This window comes from Pseudomonas sp. Q1-7, from assembly GCF_028010285.1.
Lineage (GTDB): Bacteria > Pseudomonadota > Gammaproteobacteria > Pseudomonadales > Pseudomonadaceae > Metapseudomonas.
Genome location: NZ_CP116304.1, coordinates 2,071,180 through 2,096,489 on the forward strand (window position 1 = coordinate 2,071,180; position 25,310 = coordinate 2,096,489).

At 63.1% G+C, this 25,310-nt stretch carries 25 protein-coding genes and 2 pseudogenes; 10 read left to right on the forward strand and 17 right to left on the reverse strand.

Annotated features, from left to right (window positions below; genetic code table 11):
- Positions 1-7: 7 nt before the first annotated feature.
- On the reverse strand, positions 8-448 hold the full coding sequence (locus PJW05_RS09635; RefSeq protein WP_271411490.1) for a helix-turn-helix domain-containing protein: 441 nt from the start codon (positions 446-448) through the stop codon (positions 8-10).
- 81 nt (positions 449-529) lie between these two features.
- On the opposite strand from PJW05_RS09635, the gene PJW05_RS09640 reads away from it, so the two are divergent.
- From PJW05_RS09640 to PJW05_RS09650, 3 genes are read left to right on the forward strand one after another with little or no spacing between them, the layout of a single operon-like run.
- Positions 530-1,024 carry a DUF2938 domain-containing protein gene (locus PJW05_RS09640; RefSeq protein ID WP_271411491.1) on the forward strand — a complete coding sequence of 165 codons (495 nt, stop codon included), beginning with the start codon at positions 530-532 and terminating at the stop codon, positions 1,022-1,024.
- Positions 1,025-1,071: 47 nt separating this feature from the next.
- Positions 1,072-1,641, forward strand: a complete 570-nt coding sequence (locus tag PJW05_RS09645) for a flavodoxin family protein (RefSeq protein ID WP_271411492.1) — start codon at positions 1,072-1,074, stop codon at positions 1,639-1,641.
- A gap of 16 nt (positions 1,642-1,657) precedes the next feature.
- Positions 1,658-1,885, forward strand: coding sequence for a DUF2798 domain-containing protein (locus PJW05_RS09650; protein ID WP_271411493.1), 228 nt, complete (start codon positions 1,658-1,660; stop codon positions 1,883-1,885).
- Between the two features lie 69 nt (positions 1,886-1,954).
- Here PJW05_RS09650 and PJW05_RS09655 read toward each other — a convergent pair whose 3' ends face one another.
- Together PJW05_RS09655 and PJW05_RS09660 are read right to left on the reverse strand one after the other, a co-directional pair.
- Entirely contained in the window at positions 1,955-2,791 is an 837-nt protein-coding gene (locus PJW05_RS09655) for a bifunctional allantoicase/(S)-ureidoglycine aminohydrolase (protein WP_271411494.1), read from the reverse strand.
- A 179-nt stretch (positions 2,792-2,970) separates the two neighbouring features.
- Positions 2,971-3,855, reverse strand: coding sequence for a LysR family transcriptional regulator (locus PJW05_RS09660; protein ID WP_271411495.1), 885 nt, complete (start codon positions 3,853-3,855; stop codon positions 2,971-2,973).
- A gap of 126 nt (positions 3,856-3,981) precedes the next feature.
- Between PJW05_RS09660 and PJW05_RS09665 the strand changes: the two genes are divergently transcribed.
- Positions 3,982-4,833 (forward strand): AraC family transcriptional regulator, encoded by an 852-nt coding sequence (locus tag PJW05_RS09665; protein WP_271411496.1) that lies wholly within the window; start codon positions 3,982-3,984, stop codon positions 4,831-4,833.
- Positions 4,834-4,872: 39 nt separating this feature from the next.
- On the opposite strand, the gene PJW05_RS09670 is transcribed toward PJW05_RS09665, so the two are convergent.
- Positions 4,873-5,379, reverse strand: coding sequence for a YkgB family protein (locus PJW05_RS09670; protein WP_271411497.1), 507 nt, complete (start codon positions 5,377-5,379; stop codon positions 4,873-4,875).
- 349 nt (positions 5,380-5,728) lie between these two features.
- Between PJW05_RS09670 and PJW05_RS09675 the strand changes: the two genes are divergently transcribed.
- Positions 5,729-6,460 carry a hypothetical protein gene (locus tag PJW05_RS09675; protein ID WP_271411498.1) on the forward strand — a complete coding sequence of 244 codons (732 nt, stop codon included), beginning with the start codon at positions 5,729-5,731 and terminating at the stop codon, positions 6,458-6,460.
- Positions 6,461-6,478: 18 nt separating this feature from the next.
- Here the strand turns inward: PJW05_RS09675 and PJW05_RS09680 are convergent, their stop codons facing one another.
- The gene (locus PJW05_RS09680) at positions 6,479-6,712 is read right to left on the reverse strand and encodes a hypothetical protein (RefSeq protein WP_271411499.1); all 234 of its coding nucleotides are present in this window, start codon (positions 6,710-6,712) and stop codon (positions 6,479-6,481) included.
- A gap of 102 nt (positions 6,713-6,814) precedes the next feature.
- On the reverse strand, positions 6,815-8,581 hold the full coding sequence (locus PJW05_RS09685; RefSeq protein ID WP_271411500.1) for a SulP family inorganic anion transporter: 1,767 nt from the start codon (positions 8,579-8,581) through the stop codon (positions 6,815-6,817).
- A 275-nt stretch (positions 8,582-8,856) separates the two neighbouring features.
- On the opposite strand from PJW05_RS09685, the gene PJW05_RS09690 reads away from it, so the two are divergent.
- The 3 genes from PJW05_RS09690 (at position 8,857) to PJW05_RS09700 (ending at position 12,397) form a co-directional block, all read left to right on the forward strand.
- Positions 8,857-9,516 (forward strand): dioxygenase family protein, encoded by a 660-nt coding sequence (locus tag PJW05_RS09690; RefSeq protein WP_271411501.1) that lies wholly within the window; start codon positions 8,857-8,859, stop codon positions 9,514-9,516.
- Positions 9,517-9,849: 333 nt separating this feature from the next.
- Positions 9,850-10,599 (forward strand): hypothetical protein, encoded by a 750-nt coding sequence (locus tag PJW05_RS09695; protein ID WP_271411502.1) that lies wholly within the window; start codon positions 9,850-9,852, stop codon positions 10,597-10,599.
- 232 nt (positions 10,600-10,831) lie between these two features.
- Entirely contained in the window at positions 10,832-12,397 is a 1,566-nt protein-coding gene (locus tag PJW05_RS09700) for a methyl-accepting chemotaxis protein (protein WP_271411503.1), read from the forward strand.
- A 106-nt stretch (positions 12,398-12,503) separates the two neighbouring features.
- Here the strand turns inward: PJW05_RS09700 and PJW05_RS09705 are convergent, their stop codons facing one another.
- From PJW05_RS09705 to PJW05_RS09720, 4 genes are all read right to left on the reverse strand, one after another.
- Positions 12,504-13,151 (reverse strand): NAD(P)-dependent oxidoreductase, encoded by a 648-nt coding sequence (locus tag PJW05_RS09705; RefSeq protein WP_271411504.1) that lies wholly within the window; start codon positions 13,149-13,151, stop codon positions 12,504-12,506.
- Positions 13,152-13,685: 534 nt separating this feature from the next.
- Positions 13,686-14,615, reverse strand: coding sequence for a DMT family transporter (locus PJW05_RS09710; protein WP_271412196.1), 930 nt, complete (start codon positions 14,613-14,615; stop codon positions 13,686-13,688).
- Positions 14,616-15,147: 532 nt separating this feature from the next.
- The gene (locus tag PJW05_RS09715) at positions 15,148-15,657 is read right to left on the reverse strand and encodes a BRO-N domain-containing protein (RefSeq protein WP_271411505.1); all 510 of its coding nucleotides are present in this window, start codon (positions 15,655-15,657) and stop codon (positions 15,148-15,150) included.
- A 366-nt stretch (positions 15,658-16,023) separates the two neighbouring features.
- Positions 16,024-16,557 (reverse strand): REP-associated tyrosine transposase, encoded by a 534-nt coding sequence (locus PJW05_RS09720; RefSeq protein ID WP_271411506.1) that lies wholly within the window; start codon positions 16,555-16,557, stop codon positions 16,024-16,026.
- A 111-nt stretch (positions 16,558-16,668) separates the two neighbouring features.
- Here PJW05_RS09720 and PJW05_RS26725 point away from each other — a divergent pair, with 111 nt between their 5' ends.
- A complete protein-coding gene (locus PJW05_RS26725; protein WP_442969249.1) occupies positions 16,669-17,070 on the forward strand; it encodes a YcaO-like family protein in 402 nt (133 codons plus the stop codon).
- A gap of 3 nt (positions 17,071-17,073) precedes the next feature.
- Here the strand turns inward: PJW05_RS26725 and PJW05_RS09725 are convergent.
- From PJW05_RS09725 to PJW05_RS09755, 7 genes and pseudogenes are all read right to left on the reverse strand, one after another.
- Positions 17,074-17,976, reverse strand: a pseudogene (locus PJW05_RS09725) (IS3 family transposase); the annotation flags it as partial.
- Positions 17,977-19,326 (reverse strand): IS110 family transposase, encoded by a 1,350-nt coding sequence (locus PJW05_RS09730; RefSeq protein WP_442969162.1) that lies wholly within the window; start codon positions 19,324-19,326, stop codon positions 17,977-17,979. It lies immediately after the preceding pseudogene.
- A gap of 224 nt (positions 19,327-19,550) precedes the next feature.
- Positions 19,551-19,811: pseudogene (locus PJW05_RS09735) on the reverse strand (transposase); the annotation flags it as partial.
- Between the two features lie 358 nt (positions 19,812-20,169).
- Positions 20,170-21,429, reverse strand: a complete 1,260-nt coding sequence (locus PJW05_RS09740) for an OprD family porin (RefSeq protein ID WP_271411507.1) — start codon at positions 21,427-21,429, stop codon at positions 20,170-20,172.
- Between the two features lie 77 nt (positions 21,430-21,506).
- Entirely contained in the window at positions 21,507-21,920 is a 414-nt protein-coding gene (locus tag PJW05_RS09745; RefSeq protein ID WP_271411508.1) for a DoxX family protein, read from the reverse strand.
- A 98-nt stretch (positions 21,921-22,018) separates the two neighbouring features.
- Positions 22,019-22,915, reverse strand: a complete 897-nt coding sequence (locus PJW05_RS09750; protein ID WP_271411509.1) for an AraC family transcriptional regulator — start codon at positions 22,913-22,915, stop codon at positions 22,019-22,021.
- An 85-nt stretch (positions 22,916-23,000) separates the two neighbouring features.
- The gene (locus tag PJW05_RS09755; protein WP_271411510.1) at positions 23,001-23,921 is read right to left on the reverse strand and encodes a LysR family transcriptional regulator; all 921 of its coding nucleotides are present in this window, start codon (positions 23,919-23,921) and stop codon (positions 23,001-23,003) included.
- A 268-nt stretch (positions 23,922-24,189) separates the two neighbouring features.
- Here PJW05_RS09755 and PJW05_RS09760 point away from each other — a divergent pair, with 268 nt between their 5' ends.
- Entirely contained in the window at positions 24,190-25,302 is a 1,113-nt protein-coding gene (locus tag PJW05_RS09760) for an alkene reductase (RefSeq protein WP_271411511.1), read from the forward strand.
- Positions 25,303-25,310: the final 8 nt, after the last annotated feature.

A 25,310-nucleotide genomic window follows, 5' to 3' on the forward strand; every position in this document is an offset into this window, starting at 1 on the left:
TCCGGGCTCAGCTTGCCGGCGGCGCCGGACGTTTCGGCGTCGCCCGGTTCCAGCGCCGCTCGATGGCGCCGGATGACGCCGCCTTCAGCAGCCGCTTGAAGCTCGGGCATTCCGAATGGCGCGGCGCGGGACAGGCCGCCGCGTGCCGCAGGCCGTCGCTCATGGCTTTCAGGCGCTTGACCCGCGCGTCGATCTCATCGGCTTTCGCCAGCAGCAGGTCACGGTCGATATTCGGCTCGTCGTCGGGCGAGAACATCGAGCGGATCTCATCCAGCGACAGACCCGCCGCCTGCCCCAATGAAATCAGTGCCAACTGATCCAGGATGCCGGGCGCGAACCAGCGGCGGCTCCCTCGCTGGCTGAGGGAGCGAAGCAGCCCTTTCTTCTCGTAGAAACGCAGCGTCGACGCGGGAATGCCCGACCGTCTGGCGACCTCGGCAATGTCCATTTTCTGCCCCTTGACTTGAAGTTGACTTCAACTTCTACAGTGAGCCCCAGCCCGTCCAACCGTCAACGCCTGGAGGCTCATATGACACTGCTGCACGACATCATCCGGATCACCCTCATCGGCGTCGGCGCCACCGCCGTGATGGATCTCTGGCTCAACCTGCTCAGGCTGCTCGGGGCGCAGACCCTCAACTTCGCCTTGATCGGCCGCTGGGTCGGGCACTTGCCCCGAGGGCGCATCGCCCACGCCGCCATCGCCCAGGCCACCCCGGTTCCCGGTGAACGAGCGCTGGGCTGGATCACCCACTACGCCGTCGGCGTGCTCTTCGCCGCCCTGCTGGTCGTGCTTTTCGGGAGCGCCTGGATGGCCCGTCCGACGCTGCTGCCCGCCCTCCTGGTGGGGGTGGCGACGGTCGCCGCGCCGCTGCTGGTGATGCAACCGGCCATGGGCGCGGGGTTCTTCGCCTCGAAGACGCCGTCTCCCCTGAAGAGCTGCCTGCGCAGCCTGCTCAACCACAGCGTCTTCGGCCTCGGCCTGTTCCTCGCCGCCGTGCTGGTCGACTGGAGCCTGCGCTGATCCCGCGTTGTTGCGAACCCATCTTCCCAACCCATGGAGCCCGCACCATGAAAAAACTCGCCGTCATCTACCACAGCGCCCACGGACACACCGAACACATCGCCCGCCAGGTCTGCGAGGGCGCCCAGGCCGTCGCCAGTACCGAAGTCCACCTCCTCAGGGCCGAGGACCTGGAGAAGGCGCCGGACGTACTGCTCGGCTACCACGGTTATATCCTCGGCTCGCCGACCTATTTCGGCGGCGTCTCCGGCGTCTTCAAGCGCTTCATGGATGCCACGGGGCCGCTGTGGCGCACGCAGCAGCTCAAGGGCAAGCTGGCGGCCGGTTTCACCGTGTCGTCACTGCCGGCGGGAGACAAGCAGTCGACGCTCATGTCGCTCTTCGTCTACTGCATGCAGCACGGAATGCTCTGGGTGGGAAACCCTATCCTGCCCGAGCAGCACCGCGGTGTGCCTTACGACGAGGCCGCCAACCGCCTGGGGTCCTGGTCGGGCTTGGTGGCCCAGTCCAGCCACACCGCTCCAGCGGACACCTTCGCCCCGGGCGATATCAAGACCGCGCGGCTGTTCGGCCAGCACTTCAGCGAAACCCTGCACCGGCTCGCCGGCGCAGCCTGAGCGGCGAGGTGCGGCCATGATTCCCGAACGCTACGGCCCGCCGTTGTTCAGCCTGATCCTCTCCGGGCTCATGTCCCTGCTGGTGTCCGGTATTTCCACCGTCCGCGCCACGGGGCTGGTGCCGGACTTTGCCGGTCTCTGGTTCGGCGCCTGGCTTACCGCCTGGCTCTTCGCCTTTCCGGCGGTGCTGCTGGTCACGCCCATCGCGCGGCGGCTGGTCGGCTGGCTGGTGCGCAAGGCCTGAGGCAGGCCGGGGAATCGAATCGGGGGGGCGGAAACGACGACGGGAGCCAAGGGCTCCCGTCGAGGTGGATCAGTGCGGCTGGTTTAGCGTCAGGCGCATGTGGCGGTTCACATCCTTGTACAGCAGGTAGCGGAAGCGACCGGGGCCACCGGAGTAGCATGCCTGCGGGCAGAACGCGCGCAGCCACATGAAGTCGCCGGCTTCCACTTCGACCCAGTCCTGGTTCAGGCGGTACACCGCCTTGCCTTCCAGCACGTACAGGCCGTGTTCCATCACGTGGGTCTCGGCGAAGGGGATCACGCCGCCCGGCTCGAAGTTGACGATGTTGACGTGCATGTCATGGCGCATGTCGCTCATGTCCACGAAGCGGGTGGTGCTCCAGCGGCCTTCGGTATCCGGCATCACCAGCGGCTCGATGTCCTGCTCGTTGGTGACGAAGGCTTCGGGCAGCGGTACGCCGTCGACTTTCTGGTAGTGCTTGCGAATCCAGTGGAAGCGCGCGTGCTGGCCGCTGGTGTTGCGGACCTTCCAGTCGGCGCCCGGCGGAATGAAGGCGTAGCCGCCCGGCTGCATGCTGTGTACCTGGCCCTGCAGGGTCAGGCTCAGCTCGCCTTCCACCACGAACAGCACCGCCTCGGCGTTGATGTCCTGTTCCGGCTTGTCGCTGCCGCCGTTCGGGGCCAGCTCGACGATGTACTGGGAGAAGGTCTCGGCGAAGCCGGACAGCGGGCGGGCGATGACCCACATGCGCATGTTGTCCCAGAAGGGCAGGTGGCTGGTGACGATGTCACGCATCACGCCCTTGGGGATCACGGCATAGGCTTCGGTGAACATCGCGCGGTCGGTGAGCAGCTCGGTCTGGGCCGGGTGCCCGCCGTGCGGCGCGTAGTAGCTGGATTTGGACATTGGGGCAGTTCCTCATTGTTGTTTTGCTGCCTGGCGCGCGAGGGGCGCCGGGGCGACAAAGCGGGCGGAGCGGTGCGCCGGGGGAGGCGCGAACCGTCGCTGACCGCCACGATAGCCAGCGGCGAATTCATGCACAAATTAAATGTTGAAATCCGCCGTATTCGTTTTTCGAATGCCTGTCAGCCGCGCGTATCCTGGGCCAGCACCTGCGACAGCACCTGGGCGAGCGCCTTGACCATCGGGTCCGCCACCGGTCGATGCAACAGCGCCACCTCGAACACATCCACCGGCGGCAGCCCAGAATTCTTCGGCACCACGCTATGGCCGGCGGTCACCGCGCGCAGGGGCAGCAGGCCGATGCCCATGCCGTCGGCGATGGCCGACTGGATGCCGCTCAGGCTGGAGCTGGTGAAGCTGATGTGCCAACGCCGGCCCACCGACTCCAGGGCGCTGATCATCTCGTCGCGGTACACCCCGCGCGGCGGGAAGGTGACGATCGGCAGCGGGTCCAGCTCGATGCAGGGGTTGCGCGCGCTGTCCACCCAGCGCGTCTTCTCCGGCCAGCAGGCCACCGCCTCGCGGCTGTTCTGCCGCTGCTTGAGCAGCACCAGGTCGAGTTCGCCACGGTCGTAGCTGGCAGACAGGTCGCGGCTGAGCCCGCTGGTGACCTCCAGCTTCACCTGCGGGTAGCGCCGGTTGAAGGCGGCCAACTGCTCGGTGGTGCGCCCGCTGGCGAAGTCGTCCGGCACGCCGATGCGCACCGTCAGCGCCACCGTGGCGCCGGACAGCGCCTCGGCCATCTCGTCGTTCAGGGCCAGCAGGCGTCGGGCGTAGCCCAGTAGCGTCTCGCCGGCGTCGGTGGGCAGCACATCGCGGTTGCCGCGTTCCAGCAGGCGATGTCCGGCCATTTCCTCCAGGCGGCGGATCTTCTGGCTGATGGTGGACTGGGTGGAATGCAGGCGCGTCGCGGCTGTGGTGAAACTGCCGCAGTCGGCCACCGTGACGATGGCCCTGAGCAGGTCGAGGTCGAACAGACGGCTATTCGATTTGTCACTTTCGCTCATGGCGGTATCTATTTTATGAATGGGTGTTCCGCTTTTAGCAGGTTGCCCGCGCCCCGGCAACGCCCGTGGAGCGAGGGACGCCGGTGCTATGATTGCGCTTCTTCCTGCTCGGCAATTGGGTGTCCTATGGACCGCCTGTCCACCTTGCTTTCGCAGTTCGGCGTGCGAGCCAGGCTGTTCCACAGCGGCAAGCTGTGCGGCACCGCCATCTACGATGGTGCCGACCAGCGCGGCCACATCCACCTGCTGCAGGCGGGTCACCTCACCCTGCGGGGGCCGCGTGGCGCCGACCTGTCGCTCACCCGGCCCAGCCTGATCTTCCTGCCCCGCCCCCGCCACCACCAACTCATCCCCGTCGAACCCGAGGGCGCCCGGTTGCTGTGCGCTTCCATGGCCTTCGACGGCGGCGCCGGCAACCCGCTTTCGGCGTCGCTGCCCGACCTGCTGGTGCTGCCCCTGGATGAGCTGCCGCTGCTGGCCGACACCCTGAACTGGCTGTTCCGCGAGGCGGCCGACGGGCATTGCGGCAGGGAGGCGGTGCTTGACCGCCTGTTCGAGCTGCTGGTGATCCTGCTGCTGCGCCACCTGCTGGACCACCAGGCGCTGGACACCGGAATGATGGCTGGGCTGGCTGACCCGAGGCTGTCCCGCTCCCTGGTGCGGATGCACGAGACGCCCCGGCATCCCTGGTCGGTGGCGGAGCTGGCGGCCGAGTCCAACATGTCGCGCACCGCTTATGCCGGGCATTTCCGCACGGTGGTCGGCCAGACCCCGGCGGACTACCTGCTCAGCTGGCGCATCAGCCTGGCGCAGAAGCGCCTGCGGGAGGGACGACCGATTGCGCTGATCGCCGACGAAGTGGGCTATGAAAGCCCGTCGGCGCTGGCCCGGGCCTTCCGCCGCAAGACCGGTTGCAGCCCACGCGACTGGCTGAGGACGCTGGTGGATGCCGAACCGCTGATGGACGAAGGGGCCTGAACGCGGCGGTGCGTGCAGGCCCCTTTGGCGAGGGAGGGATCAGCGGCTTTCCAGGCGGCTGAGGGAGTGACCGGCGACGAAGATGGAGGCGGCGAGCAGGCCCAGGTCCTTCAGCAGGAACTGGCCGGGCGCCACGCTGACGGCGGGGAAGCCGAGGCCGGGCTCGATCACGCCGGGGGTGGAGAACATAAAGCTCAGCGTGGTGAAGAACAGCCCGGCGGACAACACGCCCCCTACCAGGGACAGCTTGGGCGACACCAGCCGGCCGGCGATCAGCAGGCCGATCGACACCTCCAGCACGCCCAGCAGGCTGGAGAAGGTCTGCACGCTGAACAGCCCGTAGAGCCAGCCCAGCAGCGGGCTGTTGCTCACCAGCGGCACCAGCCCTTCGGCTTCGTACTGGGTGAACTTCATGCCGCCGAACCAGAAGTAGATGACGGCGAGGGCGAAATAGGCGCCGTAGATGCCCACGGCGGTGGTCAGGGTCCCGAGGGACGGCTTGGCGGGGGTGTTGCGGTCGAGGTTGCTGATAGTCGTGGTGCTCATTGTCGTGTTTCCTGTGTTCTGGCCAAGGGGCGTCCCGGCAATGGGACTGTGGTCAAGCGGTGTGCGATTTGCGTGATGACGACCCGATCGTCGTTGCGTGCCCCTCACGCCAGGGGCCTTCAGTCCATCCGGCGCGTGTGGTCGATGAGTCATCTCCCGTTGGGCCGTCGCGTCATGCGTCGGGTTGGGGAGAGTCTCTCCGTCCGCGTTGTCTTCTTGGGTTCCGAACGTACGGAGTTCGGTGCAGATCGTTCAGACCACTCGGCAACCGGGCGTGGACCCTGGCGTGGAGCCGTGCCCTGATCTTCGCTTTCCCTGACGTCATCGGGCGTAGCGAGAGGGCCGGGCCATGGGCGGACGGACGAGCGAGTTGCTGCAAGGGGTGTTGGCCGCCCATGGCGGGCTAGCGCGCTGGAAGGGCTTCGAGCGGGTGGACGCGAGCATCGTCACCGAAGGCTTGCTGTGGGGCATGAAGGGCCTGGTGCAGGACAGCGAGCCACGGCGGATGACCGTGTGGCTGCGGGAACAGCGGGCTTCGGTGATGCCCTTCGGCGGCCCGGATCGGCGCACGGCCTGGACGCCCGGGCGGATTGCCATCGAAACCACCGATGGCCAGCTGGTGGCGGAGCGCACAGAGCCCAGGGCGTCCTTTAGCGGCCATGGCGAATCGACCCCCTGGGACCCGCTCCACCGCGCCTACTTCAACGGCTATGCGCTCTGGTCCTACCTCACCATGCCCTTTCTCTTCACCTTGCCCGGCGTGACCGCCGAGGAGATCGAACCCTGGGAGGAGGGCGGCCAGCGCTGGCGCCGCCTGCGGGTGCGCTTTCCGGACAGCGTCGCCACCCACTGCGCGCTGCAGGATTTCTATTTCGATGGGGACTGCCTGCTGCGTCGGCACGACTACCAGCTCGACGTGAGCGGCGGACTGCCCGCCGCCCAGTACCTGCACGACTACATCGAGGCCCAGGGACTGCGCATGCCCGGCAAGCGGCGCGCCTACCGCCGCGATGCGGACAATCGCGCGGTCGACGCGCAACTGCTGGTCGCCATCGATATCAGCGACCTGCACTACACCTGACGCGAGCGCCGGCCGGGATCAGAGATCGGCGCTCTGCTCCCACGGGTCGCTGCTCTTGCCCCGTCGGCTGCCTTTCCTGCGGTCTTCCTCGAAGCGGATCGACTGCCGGCGCTCGCCGGCCTTGCGCCGATCGCCGCCGCCGCGGGTATCGATCTGGAACTTGGCCTTGCCCTGCGCGGACGGCTTGGCGCCCGGTCCATCGATGGGTTCGAGGCCGAGTTCGTCGAGGTTCAGTTTGTCGCTCGTGTTCATCGCGTGGCTCCGGTGGATCACAACCAGAGGGTAGATCGACGGCCGTCAGCCTACCCACGCAAAGGCATGAGCGGTCGATTGCTGCCATCGGCCGGAATCGGCCTAGGCCGTCCAGTCCACATTGTGTTCGTCGAGATAGGCATGCACCGCCGCGCCCAGCGTCGGGTGGAACACTTCGCTGCCGATCTGCTCCAACACCCCGAGGCGCTGCATCTTGTCCTTTACCGGGTCCTTCATCTCGGCGAAGCGCAGTTCGATGCCCTGCTTGCGCAGCCACCGCTCCAGCTCCACCAACATGTCCGCCGAAGTGACATCTACGCTGGTCACCGGTTCGGCGGCGACCACTACGCGGCGCACGGGCGTCGGGGACTCGGCGATGGCCTCCGCGATGCGGTTCTGGAACAGGTCGGCGTTGGCGAAGAACAGCGGCGCGTCCCAGCGGAACAGGACCAGGCCAGGCGGCCGCCGCGCATGGGGATAGCGCGTGATGTCGTGATAGCCGCGCACGCCGTCGACGCGGCCGAGAATGGCGTAATGCGGGCGCCAGCCGTCCCAGAGAAACTCGATCACCGCGATCAGCACCGCCAGGCCGATGCCCGGCACCGCACCGAGCACGACCACGCCCACCAGGCAGACGATGGACAGCCAGAACTCCCAGCGCTGAATCCGGTAGATGCGCCCCAGATCCTTGAACTCGAACAGCCCGATGGCCGAGGCGATCACCACCGCAGCCAGCGCGCTTTCCGGCAGGTGCTTGAGCAGGTTGGGGCCGAGCAGCAACAGCAGCGCCACGCCCACGGCGCCGAACACCCCGGTCAACTGGCTCTTGGCGCCGGCCGCCTCGGCCACCGGTGTGCGCGAGGAACTGCTGCTGATCGGAATGCCCTGGAACAGGCCGGTGGCGAAGTTGGCCACGCCCAGTCCGACCATTTCCTGGTTCGGATCCACCCGGGTGCCGAGCTTGGCCGCATAGGTGCGGGAAAGCACGCTGGTGTCGGCGAACGACACCAGCGCCACGGCGAAGCCGCCAATCAGCACCTGGCTCAAGTCGCCCAGCTCGATCCGTGGCAGCACCAGGCTCGGCAACCCCTGTGGCAGCTCGCCCACCACCTTCACCCCATGCCCGGCGTCCAGGCCGAACACCGCCACCACCAGGGTGGCCGCCACCACCGCGACGAGAATGCCCGGCACGCGCTCGAAGCGCTTGAGCAGAAGGATCGCCACCAGGCTGGCGCCACCCAGGGCAAAGGCATACCAACTGGCCTTGCCGTCGAACAGCGCTTCGATCAGCCGCAGCACATCGCGCAGAGGGCCACTGCTGTCGATGGAAATGCCGAACAGCTTGGGCGTCTGGCTGATCAGCACCGTCAACGCGATCCCGTTCATGTAGCCGTAGCGGATCGGCTTGGACAGCAACTCGGTGATGAAACCGAGGCGCAGCAGGCCCGCGCCGATGCACACCAGCCCCGACACCAGGGCCATGGCGCTGGCCAGGACGATGGCCCGCTGCGGATCGCCAGCCGACAGCGGCAGCACCACCGCGAGAAGGATCGCCACCAGTGCCGAATCCGGCCCGAGTACCAGGAAACGGCTGGGGCCGAACAGCGCATAGGCGAGCAACGGCACGACCGTGGCGTATAGGCCATAAATGCCCGGCACCCCCGATGCCTCGGCATAGGCGATGCCCACCGGCACCAGCATGGCGGTGAGTACCAGACCGGCGACCAGGTCCCTGGGCAGCCAGCTGGGCCGATAGTGCTTCAGGACTTGCAGGCCCGGCAGCCAGCGCAGCCAGCCGGCCGGTGCGGGAGTGGGGGCGCCTGGAGGTCGTTCCGAATGGCGGGGTTCGCTGGGCGGGCTGTCGTTCATGGGGCGCATCGGGTCCTGTGGGCTGACGCTGAAACAAAACCGTCGTGACTGGAAAGGTAGACCCGCGAGCCGCAGGGCGGTGCGCTTTTTCCGAGCGATGGGCCGTTGGCACGGGGCCGCGCGCCGGGTTGGATTCGCGGGTTCGGAGAACGCCCGTTCAGTGCCCTGCGCTGCAGCCTGACGCCGCGCCGGCCAGTGCCTAGACTGCTCAGACACACGCCGAGTCGGGCGTGTCGTCGTCACAACGACCGGATACCTTTCGGGAGGAGGCGGGCGTGAACAATGATCGAAGGGCGGGCATCTCGCGGCGGCGTTTCCTGGGCGGCGGCGCGGTGCTCCTGGGGGGCGGGCTGCTGGCCGGGCGCGCCTTCGCGCAGCAGGGCTGCCCCGTTACGCAAGGCGATATCCTCGGCCCCTACTATCGGTTCGGCGCGCCCTTCCAGTCGCGGCTGGCCGGGCCGGAGGAGCCGGGCGAGCGGCTGGTGGTAAGCGGCACCGTCTACAGCGCGGACTGCCGAACCCCGGTTCCGGGGGCGCTGGTGGAAATCTGGCAAGCCAACGGCGCCGGCCTGTACGACACCGAAAAGCCCGGCAACTACACCGACAAGGGCAACTTCCGCCTGCGCGGCATGCTCTACACCGACGCGCAGGGCAAGTACCGCATCGAAACCGTCATGCCGGGCCGCTATCCCGTGCCACCGAACCTGCCGGGACTGGAGAAGTACGGCGGGCTGATGCGCCCCGCGCATATCCACTTCCGCGTCATCGATGCGCTGCATGTGCCCGTGACCCTGCAGCTTTATTTCAAGGGCGACCCCTTCATTGCCGGCGACCCCTGGGCCCACGAGCGCACCACCAACATCATCGAACTGGAGCAGGACGCCGAGCAGCGCCGGGGCGTGTTCGACATCGTGCTCGCCCGCGGCTTCCAGTGACGCGGCTGGCCGATGGAACCGGCCGCCGCACACCCTTGACCGCAGCGCTGCTATGCGCGCCGGTTTCCCCCGCGTGCAGGGAGACGTGTGGCGTGTGAGGTGCAATCAGCGTCACCAAAATAAATCGGTGCCCCGTTCGGGTCCCGACTACTATTCGCCAGCTGACCGACCAGCCGATCACCCGTGCAGGAGCCTTGATGCCCGTCGTTACAGGCCTGACGAGCCACGATGAACCTCGCCGCCCCGGAGGCTGGACGCTTGGGGAGTCATCCGGAAAGGCCGCCAGGTTTGCGCTGTAACCCGACATAACAACAAGAAGTGAGGATATGGATCATGCAAAAGAAGTCGCTGCTGTTCCTGTTGTGCCTGGTTTGCCCGTTGGTCTGGGGAGATGGACGAAGCGCCGGGCAGTTGAGTGAACTCCGCAGCCGCAGCCAGTTGATGTGCGCCAGCGCGATGGTCTATTTCAACCCCGCCGAACGCACGCCCGACCCGCGAGGCCTGAGCGCCACCTTCGGGCACCTCAACACGATGGAAGCCTACGTGGTGCAGCTGGGGCAGCCCGAGGCGCTGGTGCAGCCGCTGCGCGCCATGAAGAAGGTTTTCGAAACCCTCGATCGACTACCGCCGTCCGAGCGCCAGCGTTATCCGGAACTGATCCAGCAACTGCTCGGCCATCAGCAACAGCTGCAGCAGGCGGCCTCCGCCGCGTATGCCGGTGCCGGGCCCGACCTGGCCGCCGCCGAGCTGGGCGCGCAAAGCCAGGCCCTGTCCACACTGTTGCTGGACCATCAGGTACGTCTCTACCCGCTGCCGCAGAAGGGCGGCCTGACGCTGACGCCCGAGCAGGCCAAGGCGCTCGACCAGATGATCGAGCAGCGTTTCGAGGCGCTGCTGGCGCGTCACGTCGAACATGCCGAGGTGTTGTCCAAGGCCAAGGCCAACTACCTGTTCGTACGTCCGCAACTGCAGCAGGTGGCCAGCGGCGGTAACGCGGGCAGCGGTGGCGCCGAGTTCTACCTCAGTCGCGCGGTCATCGATCTGGACGAACTGGCGCTGGCGGTGGCGACGCCCTCACCCTGAGCCGGACCTCCGGCTCTCCCCAACCGTGCAGCCGCTGTTGCGGCTGCCTGCCAACGACCTGCACCCATGGACGACTTGGTCCGTTGACCCTGTCGTGAAATGAAAAGTCCCTGACAGCCAAAGCGAAGTCGGCACGCACCGTCATTCCTAGGATTTGGAGCGGCGGGACGGAGCGGCGCCATACCGCAACGCCGCCCTTACCTCCGCAACGTTGCTCCCAGCAGGAATACAGATGCGCAAGAACATGCCGATCACCCAACGGGAGCGCCAGGTCCCGGACCACCAGCATCTGACGTCGGCCACCGATTGCCGCGGCATCATCACCTACTGCAACGACGAATTCGCCGCTGTCAGCGGTTTCAGCCGCGAGCAACTGATCGGCAGTCCGCACAACCTGGTGCGCCACCCGGACATGCCGGAGCAGGTATTCGGCCAGATGTGGGACTACCTCAAAGCTGGCAAAAGCTGGATGGGCATCGTCAAAAATCGTTGCAGCAATGGCGATTTCTACTGGGTCAACGCCTATGTCACGCCGATTCTCGACGCGGGGCGCGTGGTCGGTTACGAATCGGTGCGGACCCGCGCCGATGCCAGGCAGGTGCGCCGCGCCGAGCTGCTCTATGCGCGACTCAATCGCGGGCAGGCGGCAACCTCCATCGGCGAGCGGCTGGGTGTCGCCGCGCGCTTCCTGCTGCTGCCACTGCTCGGCGCGCTGCTGGGCGTAGCGCTGTACGCCAACGGGCACGCAGGGCTGGGCATCGCCAGCGTGTTGATGCTGACCTTCGGGCAGACCCTGGCTACCCTGGGGTTCGTGAAGCGTGCTCTGTCCCGGGTGGCGCAGGCGGCGCCCAAGGCATTCGCCAGCGACCTGGTGGCGCGGACCTATACCGACGACACCGGGGCGGTGGCCAGCCTGCAACTGGCCCTGATCAGCGAAGGCGCGCGGATTCGCGCCGCCCTTTGCCGGCTCGGCGATTTCGCCGACCTCACCGCCAGCCAGGCCTCGCAGAACGGCCAGCTCGTGCAACAGGCCGAGCAGGCCTTGCAGGCCCAACGGGTCGAGGCGGAAATGGCGGCCACCGCCATGCACGAGATGGCGACCTCGATCACCCAGGTGTCCAGCCATGTGCAGCAGACCGCCCAGGAGGCCCGGCAGGTCAGCCAGCTCTCGCTGGAGGGCTCGCGCCAGGCGCAGCAGAGCCGAATGGTGGTGGAGAAACTGGCCCAGACCGTGGACCAGATCAGCACGTCGGTAACCGGCCTCGCCAGCGAAGCCGAATCGATCCAGCAGGCGGCGGACATGATTCGCGCCATCGCCGAACAGACCAACCTGCTGGCCTTGAATGCGGCCATCGAAGCCGCGCGCGCCGGCGAACAGGGACGTGGCTTCGCCGTCGTCGCCGACGAGGTGCGCGCCCTGGCCTCCAAGACCCAGGAATCCACCGAGGCCATCCAGCGCATCATCGCCAGCCTGCAAGGCGTGGCCGGTCAGGCCGTGGCGATTGCCCGGCAAGGCAGCAGCGAGGCGCGTAGCGGGGTAGAGCGGGTCGTCGAGACGGAAGCCGCCCTCGACGGCATCACCGTTGCGGTCGAGCGCATCCACCTGATGGCCGAACAGATGGCCAGCGCGGCTGGGGAGCAGAGCCAGGTGGCCGAGGATATCTCGCGGCAGATCGGCACCATCTCCCAGGCCGCCGAACACAATGCGGCGATCACCTCGCGCTCGTCCCAGTTGGGCAGCGAGCTGGCCAGCACCGCGCATTCCCTGCATGCCCTGGTGGCGCGCTTCAACGCTTGAGGCGGGTGGAACGCACCCCGCGTCGTAGGTTGGGTAGAGGCACGAAACCCAACATTCCGGAGCCCGAATCGGGCTCCGACCTTGACCCTCGTCCGGAATACGCCAGCTAATTGCGCAGCGTTATGGCCTTCCTGTAGGTCGTGGCGTCGTCGAGGATTCTCACCATGTATTCGGCCACGTCAGCACGAGTCGCCGTCGAGGTGATGTTCCATCGCAGATCGGTCCCGGACTGCAGGTTTCCACGGGCGGGTTTGTTAGTCAGTGCTGCCGGACGAACGATCGTCCAATCGCAGTCGCTCTCCCGAACCGCTGCTTCTTGCTTCTCCTTGTCCGCCATCACCTCCTTGAGGGCCAGCTTGACGATGAAGCCCGCACCGAAACTGCCGGTGCGGTAGCTCTCACCGACACTGACCGAACTCTCGACAATGATCCGGCCCGTGCCTTGAGACATGGCCGCCAGGATGTTCCGGGTTCCTACCGAGCAAACGGGGACCCCGATCTGGCGTCGACCGAGATCCTCTTTCGCCTGGGGTATCACACCCAGCGTGCAGATCACCGCATCCGAGCCCCGGACCGCAGATGCCACCGAGGCTGGGTCCATAGCATCACCCTCGACGATTCTGAGATTCGGATGCGTCAGGTTGATTCGCTTGGGGTCACGTACAAAGGCGGTGACCAGGTGACCCGCAGACAAGGCGGACTCGACGACGAGCCGTCCTGTCGATCCCGTTGCACCAAAGACAACGACGTTCATCGCACCCTCCCGTCGCGCGGCTTCGATGTGCGGTCGCCCTGGTGAGTGGTTTGGCCCGTGACGCAGGAAGCCGCTTTGCGCGGATACTCGGGCAGCGCCCGGGCCATCAACTGCGCAGTTGGAAGAAGGTTCAAGGCAGGCTCCTGTGGATTCCATGGCGACTGACGTTGTGAAAGGGACAAGCACGCCTGGCACTGAGGCGTACTTCGCTCCGTAGGCAACGATGGGCAGCGCTTGTGCGACGTGCAATAGCACCTAGGTATCGAAATGGAGCAGGGCGCCACTTCACCGCCATGATCACGGTGTGCGGTAGATCGATCTAGCGTGGCGAGCCGCACATGGGCCCCTTGCATGCACGGCGCCGTAGGTTGGGTTGAGGTACGAAACCCAACTCAACCCGACCCTACGGTGTGAAGCCCTGCCGTCCCCCCTCGATTATTCAACTATGCGGATAGCCGAGGGGAGTCTTGCAATGGTGACTTCCGGTCAACATCGAATACCCGCACGTTAAGTGCGTTTTCACATAATTGCGGCTCATGCCTTGTCGTCCTTTACTTTCGGATTGACTTGCGTCACTTCGTCTGCGCGCTTTTCCAAGGCTGGAATGACAAAGCCATAGTTGTACGCAAGTCCCGACGTCAGGATCAGAACTGCGCCCAGGCCCTGACTGATACTGATTAGGTGTTCGAAGGCAAAGTAGTCGACGATGAGAGCGACCAACGGATAGAAGAAACTGAACACTGCCAGGCTTGTAGTGGAGGCTTTCTTAAATGCCGTATAAAGCAGCAGATACATGAACGTTGTATGGAATAATCCAAGTGTGATGAGGGCTCCCCAATGGGCTTGGGTTGTCGGGAGAACGGTGAAGTCGGCGATGAAAAGGAAGATGAGCGCTCCGATAACCATATGACTGCTTGCGATCACTTCCGGGCGCAATTCGTTGGAAATCTTCCGTGTCAGCAATGTAGTAACGGCGTACAAGACGGCCGCTACCAATGCACTGAGGCAGCCGATATAAAACTGCCGATCTACGGTCGCATCTTCAGGCAGGACAATGATTACCAGTCCAACGAATGCCAGTATCAGCCAGATCAGGTTGGAACGCCCGACTTTTTCGTTCATGAAAATCATGCTGCTGAACAGCAGAAAGAATGGTTGTAAGTGGTAGATGATGGTGGTGAGTCCAATGCTGGTCAGTTTGTATGCTGAAAATAGAAAGACCCAATTGAATATCAGGCTAAGTGCCCCCAGCAGCAGGAATACCCACTGCCTTCGGGTGATATGTAGGGGTCGATAGAAACCTTTGCAGAGGCAATATAGGATGAGCCCGCCGCCGCCTATCACGCAGCGAAAGAACACCACGTTGAACGGGTTCTGTTCTGATGAAATCACAAAGAACCCGATGGTTCCCGAAATGATCATGGCCAAGATCATGGCCATGCGTCCTTGTTTTTCTTCAATCATCGCGTTCAAAGTCTTTTACTCCAGCGGACTGCTTGTTTCTATTGCAGATCGGCTTCCAGATTGATCAACATCATATCCCTGTAAGCGATATCGTCGCTGATCGTTAGTATGAGGTTTTTGCCGGGAATGAAGCGGTAGCCATTGGTAATATCTAGATGAGTTTTGGCTCGGTGTTAATCTCGATGATAGTTTTCATATTGATTCTTTAATTGATTTTGGAGGGCGGGGCCTGGTCGTGACGTAATATGGGTTACTGTTTTTCATGCACTGTTAGATGATTGTCTGTGTGTCTTTTGCATGATTTGCCTAAAAATAAAGTGGGGGCTTTTATCTTGTAAATATGGTGACCTGAAATCGGAATTGTCAGACAATCTCTGGGGCGAATATCCCGTTCATTGCGAGATGCTCGAAACGATTGCCCGAGTCAGTTAACGACGCAGATGAACTTTACTTACGCCGAGTCCGAATCCCATCGACTACGGTCCGATGGGATCGGTACTTCGGTGAAACGCTGGTCGGTCTATCTCGCGATTCAGCCGATCACGTGCGGCGGCACCGGCAGCAACTGAGGGCAATCGCGTAGTTGCACCCAGGTCGTGCCTCGCCACTGCAGCACTTCCAGCTCCCGGTCCCGCCATTGCAGCAGGGCGCGGTAGGGCAGTTGCGTACCGATGCGCGCCTGATGGCGCAGGCGCGGCACCACCTGCTGGGTGATCCATTCGCGGATGGAGCGGTTCTCTGGGTGGTAATAGAGGATCAGCACGGCATAGACGCCGGATTCGCTGATGAGCATTTCTTCCTGATACTCGCCATGGCCGTCGCGCATCCAGGCGTGTTGCAACTGGTCGTCGTCCAGGTTGCGCTGCACCCGTTCCGGCATCAGCGGATGGTGAATCAAGCGGGCCAGGTCGCTGGCGGCGAACCAGGGCTCATCGTCCAGCACCACGGCGCGCAGTTGGCGCTTATGGCGGACGAACAGGCTGGGCATCAGGACTTCGGCGTCCTGTTCGCAGGAAGGGTGAAGCGGGGGAAGTTCGGGCATATCCATTACCTCTGCTAGGTCTCAATCAGCTTTCTTAAGGCTGTGGCGCCGGGAGTTAAGAAACCCCACCTAGAGGGCCGGACGTATTTCCCTTTCGGGTGTTGTATTAGCCCACTCCCGGCAGAACAGAGGTTTTGTGCGGGCGCGAGTATGCCGCAGGCACAAAAAAGCCGCTGAGCTTTCGGGAGCGGTCGGACCGCTAGGTGAGTAAGCGTTTCTTAGGCGCCGGGGACAGAGGCTATGGGCAGAGCGGGGGAGGGGCAATGCAGTTGCGCTGTGGGATTTTGCCGATTGAAGATCGCGAAATTTGACCCCGCGTAGGGTGGATGACGCTTTTTTCATCCACCAAACAAAGCCAACCCGCACTCACTCGCCCCAGGTGCCTGCATCGTCTTCCAATGCACTTCCCGCCCAATCCACCGGATAAATCCCATCCCGCACGGCTCGATGAAAACTGGAATACGGCCAGTCCCGCACGTTCCGCACGTGGCCGTGTTTCACCGGATTGAAGTGGATGTAATCGAAATGCCGCTGGTAATCGAGATCGTCGCGGATCAGGTGTTCCCAATAGCGGCGTTGCCAGATGCCGCGTTCGCCACGCTTTTGTTGGGTGGCGGTGCGTAGTTCCGCATTCGCCAACCGTTTGGAGAAGGCGAATTTGATGGCCTTCCAGCGATCCGCATAGGCCCTGTCGCCCGGAGGTAGCGTCCAGAGGCAGTGCATATGGTCGGGCAGTACCACCCAGGCATCGATATGGAAGGGGTGACGCTGTTTCACCGCCCCGACCACGGTGCGCAGCAGATCGATCTCACGCACCAACAGGTCGTCGCGGCGGTCACGCAGGTTGACGGTAAAGAAGTACGTGCCGCCCGGCATCCGTGCACGGCGGTAGTTGGACATGGGTCTTCCTTGAGTCTGTGGGGTGAGTGCATTGGAAAGCGGTGGATGAAGAGAGCGTCATCCACCCTACACGAGCCTGAGAGTTGAGTGCTTCCAGGCTACCTCGCTGATGTGTTTTCTTCTTTTTTTTGTTTGGCAATTAGGGAGGGCCAGCAGAGTGAGTGCATACTCCCTCAGATAGGGGCGGGCTGTTCTCAGTCGATTCTGTTGGCGCTAAGTAGAGCCGTATTTGAGTTGAAGCAAGCTGAGTCTTTATATGGGTATGAGGAACGGCTTGTTGATGAGCAGGCTGTCAGAATTATCAAGAGATCAAAGCGTTTAGAGGGGCTGCGTAACCTTTATCCGCGTAGTGTGTGTGGCTCGAGTGAGATTCCGCAATTCACTGTAGTCGACCCCCGGAAGCCGGGGCGTCAGCTTGAAAAAATCGTAGGAAGTCTAAAGTCGCGTGGCTATAGGGCGTACTACAGAGTTGTGCGAAAAATAAACGATCATTCTTTCGTGGCACAAGTGTAGTGGTCAACCCATTCCGGACAGTGGGTTAAGTTTTTCTTCGGCCACCGCAGGTGGCAGTCCGTCGTTGAACTGATGCGGCCTGATCCAGTTGTAACGGTGCATCAGGTAATGACTGATGTCCCGTTGAGCTTCCTGGGCGGTCAGGTATCCGGTCGTTGGTACCCATTCCGACTTCAGGCTTCGGAACAGGCGCTCCATCGGCGAGTTGTCCCAGCAATTACCCCGACGGCTCATGCTCTGCTGCATCCGGTAACGCCACAGCCGCTGGCGGAACAGGCGGCTGGCGTACTGGCTGCCCTGATCCGAATGGAACATTACCTGTTGTGGCTTGCCGCGTTGCTCGTAAGCCATGTCCAGGGCCTTGATTACCAACTCGGCATCCGGTTTGGCCGAGAACGCCCAGCCAACTACCCGACGGGTATGTAGATCCAGCACTGCGGCCAGGTAATGCCAGCGACCTTGCGCCCAGACATAGGTGATGTCGCCACACCAGACCTGATTGGGAGTTTCGGTCGTGAACTCGCGATTCAGCCGATTCGGAATATCTGGTCGTTCAACAGTGGCTTGCTTGTAGGCGTGCGAGCCCGGCTGCTTGCTGACCAGGCCCAGTTCACGCATTAGCCGGCGTACACGAAAACGGCCAATCGTCTCGCCACTCTCGCGCAGCATGCCCAAGATGCTCCGGCTTCCGGCCGAGCCTCGACTCTGACTGAACAACTGATTGACCTGGCTGCGTAGCGCCACGCGGCGAGCATCGATACGGCGACATCGAAGACGATGGGCGTAGTAGCAAGAGCGCGCCACATCGAAGGCTGAACAGACCACCTCTACCGGCTCCTGCTCACTCAACTGGTCTATCAGCGCGTACGATCGAGTTCGTCTGACATCAAGAGAGCGGTAGCCTTCCTAAGAAACACCTTCGACGGCCTGTAGCGTGAAGCCGAATTCGGCTGCTCGCCGGTGCAGGCCTCTGACCACGCGCTCACGATATTTTTGCTCATAGTGGTCGGCTCCCGGATCCTGATAAGCCATGCCGAAGCGCATCGCGTTGTAGAACAGGATGGCGATCTTGCGCGCCGTGGCGGTCACCGCCTTGGCCTTGCCGATACGCGCCGACAAGCGTCGATAAAAAGCGCCCAACGCCGTGTTCGTTCTGCCAGTGGTTACGGCAGCCAACCGGAGATGGGCTGTCACCCGATTCTTGGTCTTGCGCGTGTGTGCCGAGAGCACTTTGCCGCCGCTGATCCGGCAACCCGGCGCTAAGGTCAGCCAGGAGGTGAAGTGCTGGGCGGTACGCCAGCGGCTCAGATCGGTACCGCACTCGGCGACTAACCGCAGTGCCAGGTAGGGGCCGATGCCGTGGATCTGGGTCAGATCGACGCCGACCAGTTGATAGAGCAAGACACGGACATCGAAGTTGAGCGCGTTCGGCTGTCGCGCGCGGTGGCGTGGCTTCGGTAGCGGTTCACTGGGTGAGGGGCGCTGCCGGGCGAGCCGCTGCAGGCTCTCGGCAATCTGCTGGTCGCAGACTTCAAGCTGCGCCTGATAGGCGTCGTACATGGCCAATGCCTGCGCCAGGGCAAACACATGTTCCGGCTGGTAATTGCCCACCAGGGCACTCTGGATGGTCTCAACGCTCGACTTGCAGCGGGTATCGCGCAGGGTTGCCAGTGTCGCCGCGTTGCGCTCGCCGGCGACGATCGCCCGGATGATGCGCATGCCGGTGGCCCCGGTAATGTCGGCGACCACATGCTGCAATTGCAGGTTCATGTGGGTGAGCGCCTTCTGCATGTGCTGGATATGCGCCGCGGCGTAATCGAGGTGGCGTTCGCGCAAACGTAGATAACTGCGTAACGCTGCGATCTCGCGCTCGGGATGGAAACTGGCCCGCAGCAAGCCACAGGCATGCAGACGCTGGATCCACTGCGCATCGTTGACGTCGGTCTTGCGCCCAGGCACAGCGCGGGCATCGCGCGCATTGGCCAGCACGACGTGCAAACCGTGGCTCTCGAGAATCTCGTAAACCGGAATCCAATACACCCCGGTCGACTCCATCGCCACCGTGGTGACGCCCAGCTCGACCAGCCAAGCGGCCATGCGCTCCAGGTCGGCGGTAAACGCCTTGAAGGTTTGCACCGGCTCTTCGGCGAGATCGATGGGCACGGCCACCACATGGAAGCGCGATCCGATGTCGATGCCGGCTGCACGCTGGTGAATCACTGGCAGACCCTGCCGCTGTGAACTGGACGTTTTCATGAGAACCCTCCACTTACCGGATGTACTGGACGGGGACTCGGATCAGATCACATTCCTAAACGGGGTCACGAAACGCGCCACCACTCACGGGTCCGCAGCTTCCCCTGGGTCAGGTTTTTTGACGGGGACTGAGCCTCCAAAAAGCAGACGACCACTGTCCAGCGCTGTCAGTGTAGTGGTCGTGTTTCTAGCCCAATGGGGCGCGGTGCGCCGGGGAGGCGGTTTTTTAATATCGCTTTCTCCCGCTCCAGCCGGTTGATCCGGGCTTCCAGCTCTTGGATCTTCTGCTGCTCGGGCGTCAGCGCCTTGCTCTTCGGGGTGACTCCCTGGCGCTCATCTTGGAGCTGTTTCACCCAGCGGCGTAATGCCGAGTCCACGACGCCCAGCGAACGGCAGGCTTCGATATGGCTGTAGCCTTGATCCAGTACCAAGGCCGCTGCCTCTCGCTTGAACTCGGCGGAAAACGTACGTCGTTGCTTGTTCATCAGACACCTCTTTCACGGCGAGGATTTTCGCCTAAATCGGTGTCCGGGATCAGTAGACCACTACAGAATGAGATGCTGGTCAGCGAAATAAACATTCATTTAAGCGATGCAATAAATCAAACGCTGGAGCAGGGAAGCCTACCATTTGGCATCCTGGGCTTCATAATTGATGAGCCCGCAGAATAGCCTAAATAAACTACCCATAAGTTAATGGGTTCGAAGGAGAAAAGCGGCAGATCTATTTTCCCTGCTGTAAATGCCTCTCATGGTCGATAGTTACCGGTTGAGACCGGCTGCTATTGACCGATTCTGTTGAAAAACGCCGGGAAAAACCAGGGAGAGGAGAGTGACCTTACCGCTACAGCCAGCCTTTGAGCGGGTATTCCAGGATGAGGTACAGACGATCAATGTCGTCACCGGCCTGGGCCGAATTGCCCCGGTGGCTGACGTGGGACAGATTGATCGAGAGATCCTTGGCTGCACCGGACATGAATCGATAGCGCAGGTCGATATCCCACTCCCAGTGCTTGCCATCACGGCCCTGCTGCGGCACGAAGCGGCCGGTGGCCGGATCGAAGGGGTTGTAGGCGCCGCCGGCCGGGGCGTTGGTGCCGTCGATGTCACGACCGCTGACATAACGGGTCATGAAGGTCAGGCCAGGGATGCCCAGCAGGGCCATGTCAAGATCGTAACGAACCTGCCAGGAGCGTTCGCCGGGTCCGTTGAAGTCGGCGTACTTGATGGAGTTGGCCAGGTAGATGGAGTCGCCGCCGACGAAGTCGAAGGGCGTGTCTCCCTCGATCCGCTGATAGGCGAGGGTGAAGGCCTGGGCGCCGGACAGGTACTTCGCAGACAGGCTGTAGGCCAGGGTATCGATGGGGCCAGCGTGCGCCGCGCCCTGGTCGAGGGTCTTGTACAGGCTGGCGTCGACGACCCATTGCGTCTGCTGCAGGTTCAGGTTGAGGTAGCCCTGACGCCAGGTGTCTTCCAACTGCCCCAGGTAGATCGCGCCGCCAAAGGGACCAGGCCGGGCAAGGGAGGCGCCGGCCAGGTTGATGGCGCTGCCGTTGGTGGTGGCGCCGTAGCCGCTGAAATCGCCCCGGCCCGAGCTGGCGTCCTGATTCTTGAAGGCCGTGAATCGCCCTGCCTGGAAGCGCAGGTTCTGCATTTCAGCGTCGAACAGGAAACCGGTGGCGTATTCGGGCTGTAGGCGCTTGTCCGCCGTATCGAATACCGGCGTCGCCACCGTCATCTCGCCATATCTGATCAGGCTCTGGCCCATCCGCAGCTTCAGGGCGCCACCGGCGCTGGAGTAGTCGTCGGCGCTGCGGCCATCGCTGTCGCGGGGCAGCAACCCGGTGCCCGCATGACCGCGGCCGCCGTCCAGCTTCATCCCGAGAAAGCCGTGGATATCTGCTCCAATCCCAACGGTGCCAGGCGTGAACCCGGAGCGTATCTCCCCGATGAAACCCTGAGCCCATTCCTGGCGGTAGTTCTGGCCACTGGGTGAATCGCTGCGGAAATCGTTGTGCAGAAAGTAGTTGCGGCCGAGCAACGACCACCACGGCTTGGCCAGCGAATCGGCAGCAGGCTCCGCTCGGGCATCACCTGTTCCCATCAGGGGTAAGAGCAGTGCGAGGTATTTCAGCGGGGGAGAGTGGCTCCGGAACACGAGTCGGGCCATGGGCTGATCACTCAGGTGAGCCATGCAGGCGCTGGTTTCCGTCCTGGCAACCTTCCGGACACAGACAGGTTACCTGGGCCGGCGATGAACACGGTGACGAATATGATCAACAGCAACCAGGCGAACTGCCCTTCGGCCAGTGTCCACTGCGGATGCACGATGGCCACCGAAACCAGCAGGACTGCCAGGATTGGAAGGCACGCCAGTCGCGTTAGTACGCCGAGGATGATCGGCAATGGACACAGTACTTCGGCAAAGATCGCCAGGCTAAGCGTTGGCAAGGCACCGAGGTGGAGCGGATCTTCGATTACGGTCAGCTCGTGGCTGAAGTTCAGCAGTTTCGGCAGGCCATGAACCCAGAGCAGAAGCAGGCTGCCGGACACGCGCAGGAACAGCAGGGCCCGGTCGGTCGAGGAGTGGGACATGGCGATACCTTCCAAGGTTGATGGGCTGGCACCACGATGGCGCGTACTCCTGTCCGTTTCTTGTACCTGTGTGCTCGCTTGAACGAACGGTGCCTCGGTCAGTCCTGATCGCCCGCCCCATGGAAGCGCCGCCATCTGGACGGGGAGGTGCCTGCGATCCTTTGGAACACTCGGGAGAAATGGGACTGGTCCGCAAAGCCGCAGTCCAGGCCGATCTGCGACAAGTTGAGTTGAGTGTGCAGCATCAATTGCTTGGCCTTTTCAACACGCATTTTCAGCAGCCATTCATGGGGTGTAATCCCGGTACTCTGCTTGAATGCGCGGGTGAAGTAGCTACGGGAGAGCGAGCACTCCTGTGCCAGTTCGGCAACCGAGAGGCCATCGGTCAAGTGATTGGCAATCAGCTCTTTGGCGCGTGTCACCTGCAGTGTGGAAAGTCCCCTTACCGGTTCCTGCCAGTTGCCCACGTTTCCGTATTGCGAGCTGATGTGCGTGCACAGTGCGAGGACCACTTGTTCGACGAAAAGTCGATTCACCTGGCTTGGCATCTTCAGAGCGGGCAGCAGTGATTGGGTGAGGTGATAAGTGACGGGATCAAGGGTTCCTGGCGGGCAGTTCAGGGCGATGCGCGTGCTGATGCCTTCCTCGTACAGGACCTCCTCGAGCTGTGCACGCTGGAGGTTGATGCGCAGGTTGTCATAGGGGGCGAGGTGCTGGCATCTCACCTCTTCGCCGAGGTAGGCGATGGAAGTGCTTTCCCTGACATGGCCGCCCTTGAAGGCCAACTGGCCTCCGCGCCACAAACGGTGTGAGGCGAAATCTTCGAGCTGGATGATGACCGAAAAACTGTCGCTGCAAGGGATATTCAGGATGCTGTTCAGGTCCGGATTTCGGTCGCTATTGCGGAGGATCGAATACTGGCTGGCAATGAGCTGGGATCTGACTGGGCCTGCGTCTGCAGTGTGGGCTGATGGAACATCGCTGGACTTGGGCATTGGTGGGCTTCTCCAAGGGCAGGTGCTTGTCTGCGAGTCTGTCTGGCTGCCGAGGACGCTTCAGTCCGTAGCTCGGTGGGCCACGTCAGGGGCTTGATTGGTCCCAGTAGGGCGGATTGCCGAAGCGTTCGGTAAAGAAATCGATGAATGCGCGGACTTTCTTCGAACCGCGCCGGTTGGGCAAGTACAGGGCGTACACGCCGCCATCCTCGCTGTCGAGTCCTGCTTTCCATTGCGGAAGCACCACCTGCAGCCGGCCAGCCTCGATGTCCTCTCCAAGGAGCCAACTGGGCATCAGGACCAGGCCCATGCCGTTGAGCGCAGCCTCGCGTAGTACTTGCGAGTTATTGGCACGCAGTGGACCACTCACACGCACGCTTTCTTCGCTGTGACCGCTGAACTGCCAGAGGCGGCTACCGCGCGCGTAGGCAAACGTCAGGCAGGCGTGGTGTACGAGGTCGGCAGGGAATTCGGGCGTGCCGTGGCGACGCAGGTATTCCGGGCTGGCGCAGAGCAAGCGGCGCTGGGGAGCCATTCTCCGGGCCACGACCTGGGGTGAGTCCACGCCGCCCAGGCGAACAGCGAGATCGAGCCGCTGCTCCACCAAGTCAGCTACATCGTCGGACAGCACCAGATCCAGGGTGATGCCGGGGTAGCGCTGGTTGAAGTCGTGCAGGCCAGGTGCGATATGCAATTGGCCAAAGGCAACCGGCAGGCTGACACGGAGCCGACCGCGAGGCGGTCCTTCCGCCTCGCTGACTTCCAGGTTGGCGCTCTCCAAGTCCGCCAGCAGACGCACCGCGTGCTCGTAATAGCTCTCGCCCGCCGCCGTGAGCGTGACCTGTCGAGTCGAGCGATTGAGCAGCCGCGTACCCAGGTGTTGCTCCAGGGCATCCACCTGCCGGGTGACGGAAGAGGTCGCCACCCCCATCTGCCTGCCGGCTGACGCGAAGCCGCCTGCCTCCACGGTGGCGGCGAATGCTTTGAGTGCAGCAAAACTGTCCATGAACCACCTTTGCGTCATTCGCAACGAAGTTAACCGAACTGGCTGGATTATCACTTGGCGGGGGCAAGCATAGATTGCCTCCCAATCGGAGGACAAAGCCATGCCTGGCCGGAACACCTCACTGAAAGCGCATCGCGTACCGGAGATTGACGGCTCCCTTGGGCGCGCCCTTTACCCGTCCGCCCGTGAGATCGATGACCACCTCCCGTTCCACCGCCTGCCGGCGCATTCGGTGGGCAAGTCCCAACCCTGTCCCGGAGTATCCGAAATGCACCTGAACCTGTTCCAGCCGATTGCGGTCGGTCCTTTCACCTTGCCTCACCGTGTAGCCATGGCGCCGCTGACCCGCTCGCGCGCGGGCCAGCCGGGCGATGTGCCGACTGCGCTCAACATCGAGTACTACCGCCAGCGCGCTGGTGCTGCGCTGATCGTCACCGAGGCGACGCAGATTTCCCGCCAGGGCCAGGGCTATGCCTGGACGCCGGGTATCTATAGTCAGGATCAGGTCGAAGGTTGGCGCGAAGTGGCCGATGCCGTGCACGATGCCGGAGGGGTGATCTTCATGCAGCTCTGGCATGTCGGTCGGGTTTCTCACCCCAGCTTCCAGCCAGGCGGCGCATTGCCGGTGGCGCCCAGCGCATTACCGGTGCCGGGCAAGACTTTTATCGTCGACGAGAACGGGCAGGGTGTTTGGGGGGAAATCCCGGTACCTCAAGAGCTAACCCTAGAGGGCATCCGCGCCATCGTCGAAGACTATCGTCGGGCCGCGCGGAACGCGATGCGCGCCGGCATGGACGGTATCGAGATTCACGCGGGCAATGGCTATCTGATCGACCGATTCATTAACAGCCAGAGCAACCAGCGGCAGGATACCTATGGCGGCCACTATCGGAACCGGGCCAGACTGCTGTTCGAGGTCGTCCAGGCGGTGGTCGATGAGGTGGGCGCCAATCGTGTTGGCGTGCGCCTGACGCCAATGGGCCGCTTTATGGGGATGGGCGACGACACGCCGGAAGAGACGTTCGGCCATATCGTCGAAGGCCTCAACAAGTACGAACTGGCCTACCTACACTTGGTCGAGCCGATGATGGTGGGCACCGTGAAGGACGAGCAGGTGGATCCGCGTTGGGATCTCATCATCCGTGACTTGCGCAACGCCTGGCGCGGCATATTGATTCTGGCCGGCGGCTACGACGCAAGGAGTGCGGAAGAGGCGCTCGCCAATGGGCGTGCGGATCTGATCGCCTTCGGCCGACCCTTCATCGCCAATCCGGACCTGCCCCGTCGTCTGCGCGAGGGGCTACCCCTCAATACGCCCGACCCGGCAAGCTTTTTTGGGGGCGACCATCGTGGCTACACCGACTACCCGGCGCATGGCTGAGTGAGCGG

Excerpts from the sequence above, each read along its gene's own strand:
- PJW05_RS09635 (WP_271411490.1), bottom strand. The coding sequence starts at position 448 with ATGGACATTGCCGAGGTCGCCAGACGGTCGGGCATTCCCGCGTCGACG.
- PJW05_RS09640 (WP_271411491.1), top strand. The coding sequence starts at position 530 with ATGACACTGCTGCACGACATCATCCGGATCACCCTCATCGGCGTCGGC.
- PJW05_RS09645 (WP_271411492.1), top strand. The coding sequence starts at position 1,072 with ATGAAAAAACTCGCCGTCATCTACCACAGCGCCCACGGACACACCGAA.
- PJW05_RS09650 (WP_271411493.1), top strand. The coding sequence starts at position 1,658 with ATGATTCCCGAACGCTACGGCCCGCCGTTGTTCAGCCTGATCCTCTCC.
- PJW05_RS09655 (WP_271411494.1), bottom strand. The coding sequence starts at position 2,791 with ATGTCCAAATCCAGCTACTACGCGCCGCACGGCGGGCACCCGGCCCAG.
- PJW05_RS09660 (WP_271411495.1), bottom strand. The coding sequence starts at position 3,855 with ATGAGCGAAAGTGACAAATCGAATAGCCGTCTGTTCGACCTCGACCTG.
- PJW05_RS09665 (WP_271411496.1), top strand. The coding sequence starts at position 3,982 with ATGGACCGCCTGTCCACCTTGCTTTCGCAGTTCGGCGTGCGAGCCAGG.
- PJW05_RS09670 (WP_271411497.1), bottom strand. The coding sequence starts at position 5,379 with ATGAGCACCACGACTATCAGCAACCTCGACCGCAACACCCCCGCCAAG.
- PJW05_RS09675 (WP_271411498.1), top strand. The coding sequence starts at position 5,729 with ATGGGCGGACGGACGAGCGAGTTGCTGCAAGGGGTGTTGGCCGCCCAT.
- PJW05_RS09680 (WP_271411499.1), bottom strand. The coding sequence starts at position 6,712 with ATGAACACGAGCGACAAACTGAACCTCGACGAACTCGGCCTCGAACCC.
- PJW05_RS09685 (WP_271411500.1), bottom strand. The coding sequence starts at position 8,581 with ATGAACGACAGCCCGCCCAGCGAACCCCGCCATTCGGAACGACCTCCA.
- PJW05_RS09695 (WP_271411502.1), top strand. The coding sequence starts at position 9,850 with ATGCAAAAGAAGTCGCTGCTGTTCCTGTTGTGCCTGGTTTGCCCGTTG.
- PJW05_RS09700 (WP_271411503.1), top strand. The coding sequence starts at position 10,832 with ATGCGCAAGAACATGCCGATCACCCAACGGGAGCGCCAGGTCCCGGAC.
- PJW05_RS09705 (WP_271411504.1), bottom strand. The coding sequence starts at position 13,151 with ATGAACGTCGTTGTCTTTGGTGCAACGGGATCGACAGGACGGCTCGTC.
- PJW05_RS09710 (WP_271412196.1), bottom strand. The coding sequence starts at position 14,615 with ATGATTGAAGAAAAACAAGGACGCATGGCCATGATCTTGGCCATGATC.
- PJW05_RS09715 (WP_271411505.1), bottom strand. The coding sequence starts at position 15,657 with ATGCCCGAACTTCCCCCGCTTCACCCTTCCTGCGAACAGGACGCCGAA.
- PJW05_RS09720 (WP_271411506.1), bottom strand. The coding sequence starts at position 16,557 with ATGTCCAACTACCGCCGTGCACGGATGCCGGGCGGCACGTACTTCTTT.
- PJW05_RS09730 (WP_442969162.1), bottom strand. The coding sequence starts at position 19,326 with ATGAAAACGTCCAGTTCACAGCGGCAGGGTCTGCCAGTGATTCACCAG.
- PJW05_RS09740 (WP_271411507.1), bottom strand. The coding sequence starts at position 21,429 with ATGGGAACAGGTGATGCCCGAGCGGAGCCTGCTGCCGATTCGCTGGCC.
- PJW05_RS09745 (WP_271411508.1), bottom strand. The coding sequence starts at position 21,920 with ATGTCCCACTCCTCGACCGACCGGGCCCTGCTGTTCCTGCGCGTGTCC.
- PJW05_RS09750 (WP_271411509.1), bottom strand. The coding sequence starts at position 22,915 with ATGCCCAAGTCCAGCGATGTTCCATCAGCCCACACTGCAGACGCAGGC.
- PJW05_RS09755 (WP_271411510.1), bottom strand. The coding sequence starts at position 23,921 with ATGGACAGTTTTGCTGCACTCAAAGCATTCGCCGCCACCGTGGAGGCA.
- PJW05_RS09760 (WP_271411511.1), top strand. The coding sequence starts at position 24,190 with ATGCACCTGAACCTGTTCCAGCCGATTGCGGTCGGTCCTTTCACCTTG.